This window comes from Halomarina rubra, assembly GCF_023699475.1.
In the GTDB taxonomy this organism is placed as follows: Archaea; Halobacteriota; Halobacteria; order Halobacteriales; family Haloarculaceae; genus Halomarina; species Halomarina rubra.
This window is the reverse complement of sequence record NZ_JALXFV010000002.1, coordinates 598,691-605,345: the sequence shown is the minus strand read 5'-3', so window position 1 is coordinate 605,345 and position 6,655 is coordinate 598,691. Positions and strand designations below refer to the sequence as shown.

Annotated in this window: 8 protein-coding genes; 1 reads left to right on the top strand and 7 read right to left on the bottom strand. The window is 59.1% G+C overall.

From position 1 onward, the window contains the following. Positions 1–190: hypothetical protein (locus tag M1L36_RS04405; protein WP_250872496.1), on the top strand; the 190-nt coding region annotated here is incomplete at its 5' end. A gap of 254 nt (positions 191–444) precedes the next feature. On the opposite strand, the gene M1L36_RS04400 is transcribed toward M1L36_RS04405, so the two are convergent. From M1L36_RS04400 to M1L36_RS04370, 7 genes are all read right to left on the bottom strand, one after another. Beyond that, the gene (locus M1L36_RS04400) at positions 445–768 is read right to left on the bottom strand and encodes a hypothetical protein (protein ID WP_250872495.1); all 324 of its coding nucleotides are present in this window, start codon (positions 766–768) and stop codon (positions 445–447) included. Between the two features lie 838 nt (positions 769–1,606). Beyond that, positions 1,607–2,266, bottom strand: coding sequence for a hypothetical protein (locus M1L36_RS04395; RefSeq protein ID WP_250872494.1), 660 nt, complete (start codon positions 2,264–2,266; stop codon positions 1,607–1,609). Between the two features lie 236 nt (positions 2,267–2,502). After that, a complete protein-coding gene (locus M1L36_RS04390; protein ID WP_250872493.1) occupies positions 2,503–3,309 on the bottom strand; it encodes a DUF1801 domain-containing protein in 807 nt (268 codons plus the stop codon). Between the two features lie 178 nt (positions 3,310–3,487). Then, positions 3,488–4,336: an alpha/beta fold hydrolase gene (locus tag M1L36_RS04385; protein WP_250872492.1), complete on the bottom strand. Its 849-nt coding sequence runs from the start codon at positions 4,334–4,336 to the stop codon at positions 3,488–3,490. A gap of 122 nt (positions 4,337–4,458) precedes the next feature. After that, on the bottom strand, positions 4,459–5,004 hold the full coding sequence (locus tag M1L36_RS04380; RefSeq protein ID WP_250872491.1) for a hypothetical protein: 546 nt from the start codon (positions 5,002–5,004) through the stop codon (positions 4,459–4,461). Positions 5,005–5,180: 176 nt separating this feature from the next. Next, positions 5,181–5,504, bottom strand: coding sequence for a hypothetical protein (locus M1L36_RS04375; RefSeq protein ID WP_250872490.1), 324 nt, complete (start codon positions 5,502–5,504; stop codon positions 5,181–5,183). Between the two features lie 253 nt (positions 5,505–5,757). After that, positions 5,758–6,655, bottom strand: an 898-nt coding sequence (locus M1L36_RS04370; protein ID WP_379819574.1) for a DUF7305 domain-containing protein, incomplete at its 5' end; no start/stop codon positions are given.

Here is a 6,655-nt window from a genome sequence, read left to right as displayed (position 1 = left end):
CCCGGAGATTCGCCCGCTGTTGATGAACTCGACTGACACGGGTATCGGACTGGGAGTGTACGTTGTCGAGCCGACTACAGACGCCCCGGAGACGTTCAGGGCGTACGTGACGATGGACTTCTGTCACGGCTATGAATGGCGTGATGATACGAGTCAGGAGGCAGGATCTGAACGACTCCAGACTCGATAACCGACTGTCGCCACGACGATGATTCTAGAACAATTTGCTGAGTAGACGAACCGGTATGGATAGAGACTGCTTGCGCGTGTGAGATTCCAGAGTAAGCGAGACGCCCCCAGTTCTGCACAGCATCTCATGTGGTCGGCGAGTTCCAATGTGCTTACAGCCGTGAATCGGGCAGTCGGGCACTCGCTTGAAAATGATGTGGCGGCCAGTGGAGGCGAGGAACGTGTCGGTTCGTACAGAGGGCTACAGGAGTTGAATCATCGGGCTGCTCGGCTATGGAATGCGAAGCTGGCGAGAACGGCACCATAGCCGATGAGTGCGGTAGCGACACCCGCTTCGGAGAGCACCGTGGCATTGCTGAACGAGAGATTGGTGACCCACACCGATGTGGGTGCCCCAAGTGCGGTCAGTTGGCCGATCGTGGCGAGACCAACACCGCCAGCCAGCGTCTTGGTGACTCGTCGGCGCGTGGCTGGGTTGCTGAGCGGGTATCGATAGCGGAGATACGCATAGACCGCGGCGATGAACAGGAGTTGGACCACCACAACCACGACACCGAGCTGGAAGAATCCGGGACCCATCGTCTTGCTCTGTGAGTAATCACACTTGAGCGTACGGGAGACGAGCAAGAGAAGACTGCCCCCTCGACGCGTAGTTAACGCGATCGCGACTCCACTCTCGACCCTTTCAGTTCGTCAGGGATATGGTGATTCTCCTTGGGCCAGGACAGACCGCGTTCATCCAGCCAACCCCATCTGGCGCATCATGAATCGCCCTCAAAGCGGTTGTCATAAGACAGTATGTGGCGTCTTGCTATCATCTGGCGGCAGGTTCTCCGCGCTATTCGTCCGGCTTCATTGTGGATTTGGGGAACGAGGCGACCAAGTCCGTTCGGAGACGTGCTCAACGCTGTTCAGAGGAAGTATGGTAAAGGTGGCAATCTCCGCCTACGGAGACCCTACGGGCGATTAGTCCTTGACGGCGAGGTTTCCTTCGTAGGGTGTTTGCCCCCGTGACCGACCATATCACGATGGCACCCCGTAGGACATCATCCGATGAACGTCCCCTTCCCCAAGGCGGACGGAATCAATCGTCCCCGAATGACGGGGGAGACTGCACTCCTCGATTGCCAATTATCACTTGGCAGCTGACGAGCATCAACTTGTCGTATATTAGATAATAATACGGGCAGTGATAGCGGGTGTGACAAAAGCTAGCATGGATTCGAGGATGGAACGTCGGTGAAGGCCATCTCGACCAGTGGCTCGCGAGTTGCTGGTAGCGTGGACGTCATCGCAGGCTCGCCAGTACCTGTCGGCGAGCGGCGGTCTGCAAGCGGCGACCCGTTGGACGACACCGCTCATCGAAATACGAATATGAAGCCCCGCGATGAAGGTCGGGGATGGATCCGACGATACCTCACGCAGGGGTCGTCGTCGTCGGCACGTCCGCGTGTATCTCCAGCAGCGACCGACCCAGGACGATCCAGGCGAGGCCGAGCGGACCGCCGAAGGAGAGCCAGCCGATGCTCGTTGCCACGCTTCCACCGAGAGCATCGAAGACGACCAGACCAGCGATGAACAACACGAGATTGATCATCAACAGGCCAGCGCCAAGGCGGACCACGTTGGCTCGCCACAACACGACGCCGTAGCCGGTCATCAGGATGAGGGTGGCGAACATCGCCAGCCCCCAGATGGTGCCACCGAGCGTTGCGCCAGCCTGGTTGGGGTCAGCGAGGCGCGGGAACAGCGCGTTCGTGGCGTTTCCCAGCACCATCATGGCGAGTGAGAGTGTAATGAGTGCGACGAGCGCGCCTCCGAGACGACCGTACTCTTCACGGTGAGTGGAGTGAAAGCCGTTCAGTGCGACTCCGAGGAGCGCGTAGCTGGTCAGTGCGACGGCGACGATAAACGCGAAGCCAAGTGCGTTCTCCTCCCTGGTGAACAGGGAGAGGGTGTTCTCGAGATAGCTGAGCGCGTACAGTACGCCGCCAGCGATGCCAGCGACACCCGCTATTCGGACCCGGCTAGGCGTCCAGAATCTGGCAGGCGAATTGGTTGAGCCGATAGTTCTCATTGACGTCACGAATCTGTTGTACAGAATCACCAGTTGTACGACGGCTCAGGAGATAATCCTGTCTCTCAGTCAGAATACCAGTGGAAGTAGCCCCTTTGTGCTATCAACTCCTGTGAATTGCTCAGGGGTGGCTTCGAGGCATTCAGCTTATGTCGCCTGTCAGTGCTCTGTGGCACGGGCCGGACCACGAGTACCGATTGTGACTGCAGAAAGTCACCTTCCGAACGTAGGCGCTCTCACCAGCCCATCCCTGGATTCTCGGCGGCTTGCCGGATCCAGGCGGCGACCTGGTTCTCGTCCAGTGTGTCTGATTCCTGCAGGTCGAGGGCCTGTCGTTGCGGACCGGTCCCACTGGGTGGCTCCGGGTCGAGATACGATTCGGAGATAAAGGAGAGTTTCACGTGCTTCGAGAACGCGCTGAACGACGCGAACCATCCCTGACCCTCGATGCCGTAGAACGGCTGGTGGTACTTCACGGCGCTGCGCACCTCGGGTAGTTCCTCTCGGACGAGGTCGTCGAACTGCGTCGCGACCGCACGCTTCCAGCCCGGCAGTGCGGCGATGTACGCGCTCACCGCTGGCGAGCCGTCGGTGTCGTCCGTCCGTCGCACCGCCTGGTACTGTTTCTCCCGTTCGGCCCAGTCGTCCTCACCTGGAACCTTCGCTAGCACCTCGATGGCTCCGAACTCGTCGTCGTCGATGGAGGCGTCTCCCGCTCGGCCTGCGATTGCGGTCACGACGATAATCGGGTCCGACTCGTCGACGTCTGTCAGGAGGTCGAAGTCGATACGCAGCGTCGCGCCTCGCCAGTGGCGAGCGAACCCCACCCAACCTTCGGGGTGGTCCTCCCGGGTGGCGTGCTCGACTCGGAACAGCCCCAGCATAGCCGGAACGACGTCGGCACCCCACTGGAGCCCTCGGTCCGGGTCCGTGAACTGGAGTTCCTCGTCGTGTTCTTTGTGGTAGTAGGGCGCTCTGATAACCCGGTTCTCCAACACGAGGTCGGAGACGCGCTGAGCAGTGAGGGGAGTGGATACGCTCATGCTCGCCAGTCAGAAGTGTGCCACCATCAACATTTCTACGGTCGAGAGCGCGATTGCTCGGTCGCGCTCGATGGAGGTCACAGCGACCGGATGCGTCACAGTGACGGGATACAGTGGAGTTCGTCACACGGGCACGCGAGCAGAGACTACTGGCTAGAAGACGGGCGACGTCGTGTCCTCATCGCTCTGCAGGAGAGACCGATGACTCGTCGGCACCTCTCGTCGACGCGTCGCTCTCCTCGAGGAACGCCCGGATTGCGTCGTTGAAGAACGTGGGGTTGTCCCAGGGCGAGGCGTGGCCGGCATCAGGGACGACCTGCACCGTCGCATCCGGAATCTTCGACTCCAATAGCGGCGCGTGTCGGCTGATGATCGACGTTTCGTGCTCACCGTAGAGGACGAGCGTCGGGACGGTAATCGAGTCGAAGTCGACGTCGACCTCGTGGAAGGTCGCGACCGCTCGAAGTGAGTTGACGGCGGCGTGGGTCTCCATCTCCGGGAACGCCTCGACACGCAGACTCTCGGTCTCGTCACCTTCGAGTTTCCGTCCGAACCACATCATGAGTCCCTTGGCTCGATTGTAGCCGACGAGACGCAGCAGGCCGATAATCGTGTTCATCAGCGTGGTTCGTTCGATGCGGTCACGGCGACTGACGAACGCTGGCGTGAACGCATCGGCGAGTACGAGCGCACCGAGGTGGTCGGGATAGCGACTCGCGTACACCTGAGCGATCATCCCACCCATCGAGACACCACAGATGACGGGGCGGTCGAGGCCCAGCACGGTGATGAACTCGTGGAGGTCGTCAGCCAACTGGTCGACCGAGTACGGCGTGTCGTCTGGGTTCGCTGTCTTGCCGTGGCCTCGGACGTCGTACGCGATAGCGGTGTATTCATCGGCGAACGCCTCGATTTGCTTCGCTGCAGCCGTATGGTCGGAGAGTGAACCATGGACGAAGACGATGGCTGGGCCATCCCCTCGGAGTTCGTAGTACGTCTCGACACCGTTCGTCAGAACCGTCGGCATATCGCCACCAATACGTCACTTGAGGAGATGAACTCGACGCTGAGCGACATGTTGTGGGTCACGAGGCGCGTCTCTCCAGCGCGTGTGCGCATCGCGGGGAACGGCGGTCTCGAAGAGAAACCCTATGTAGTGGATTTGAGGAGGACTTGACCGAGTTGCTCGATGTCGATAGGCACCTCACCGGGGGGCGTTCCCTGCTTGGTGTAATCGAGAACGAATAGACACGGCTCTGGTGGAATTGGGACGGTAAACGACGTCTGTGTGGTATCGAGGACGCTGAGGTCATCGCGGATGGGGACGTCGCGGTTGCCATCGACAAAGGGGTCCCACTCATCGCGATCGATGAACAGACAGTCGACAGGGTGAGCACCGTGGACTGTAAGTTCGTAGTGGAGGTGACGGTTGTCGTCGCCCGTATTTCCGTGGAGGTAATGTGCGCTGTACTCGCCGGGGGCGAGCGTCGCGAGGTCCTCGGATGTCGTTTGCCAACTCGAACTCACGGTGTAGTACTCGGGGTTATTCGGGAACTGATCGCCAGCGTCGGGGACGCCATCACCGTCCGAGTCTGGGTGTGGCGTTGACGTCGTGGGAGACTGTTGGCCGAACGTGCTGCAGCCGGTGAGGGAAGTGAGCGCTCCAGTGAGGAACACACGGCGGGAGGGCGCCATCATCATTGATGACAATACTACACAGATAACCGTCACGGGTCAGCGTTCTGGGTAGAGCAAAAAGAGAGCTTATGAACAATCGCTGGGCCATCTGCGAACAAGGCTGGAATCCCGCCGTTGACGGCGGGGAGGACGTCACCAATCAGCAAGAATACGCGAAAATACTAAGCAGAGATTCATCGGGCTGCTCGGCTGTGGAGTGTGAAGCCAGCGAGGACGGCGACATAGCCAACGAGGGCGAGGGCAACACCGGCTTCGGAGAGCATCGTGGCGTTGCTGAACGAGAGATTGGTGATCCACAGCAATGCAGGGGCCCCTAGGGCTGTCAGTTGACCAATGGTGGTGAGACCCACGCCGCTAACCAACGTCTTGTTCACACGCTGGCGCGTGGCTGGGTTCCCGAGCGGGTATCGATAATGGAGGTAGCCATACGCGCCGGCGATGAACAGGATTTGGACTACCACAATCACCATACCAAGTTCGAAGAATCCGGGACCCATCGTCTTGCTCTGGGAGTACTCACCCTTGAGCGTGTGGGAGGCGAGCAGCAGTTCACAAACCCGCAGACGCGTTATTCAGTCAAAGACCATCGCCGAATCGTGGCACGTGCGTCAACAGTCTTGTTGGGTGTCGGAGCTCCAAACGCAAAAGGAGATTGTGAGTGTTCGCTGATGGGCCGTACCGGGTGGACGGAAAGTGCTGCCAAGACCGCCGACCAGGCTAATCCGGTGGTAGATACTCAACGTGGAGCGTTCAATCTGCGTTTTCGACAGTAATCTCGTTGTGACTGATGTGGAGATACGTAAGCGGAACGCCGCCCCCACCGACGAGGTCAGGGTCCTGATTTTTGAGAACGAAATCGTAGTGGACTGCTGAATTCCCTGCGACTTTACTCACGCTTCCAACGAGTGCGCCGTAGACGTTGGAGCTACCTGCAACCTGAATGTCCTGATTGCCCGGTGCATAGATAACACCGTAGAACTCGGCGGTCCCTTTGATGTCGACTGTGGATGAACTGGAGCCGTAAATCCAGATTTGGTCACCGCGTGAGCCTTCACTGTCCCAGGTGGTCTTGATTGTAACATCGCCGCCGGTGTAGATGTGGACACGGTTCGAGCCGATGACGTCGATATCAGTATTGCCGCCGTTGGACGTAACATCTCCTGCAGTCGCGATTCGAATCGGTCCATCACGAGTGTCGAACGTGACTGGCGTGTTGTGAAGGTCGAGTTTATCGAAGTAGTATGTTCCAGCCGTGATTGTACAAGGGTTTGCGGTGGTGCACTGGCCGTTGGCCAGATCCACTGCATCCGTTCCAGCATTGTCGTTCGAGTCACTGTATGCATCGATTCGGGCGGTGATGGTCGGGTCGATGGGTGTCAACTCAGGTGGCACGAGGTCTGCTGCCTCGCTTACTGCGCTGAGGTCTAGTGACGAGTAATGCGGATGGACGTTAGAGGGCGGTGTGTTAGATTTCTTGGCGCTGAACCCGTCGCCGAGGTAGACTTCGCCATCCAAGGTGTTGCCCTGCCAGTCCAAACCTCCACCAGCGATGATATCACCGTAAATATCGACGCCTCCCTTGGTATAGACATCTCCAGCGACGGTCACGGGCCCGTTGATTGCATCGCCGTGAAAGGTGAGATCGCCA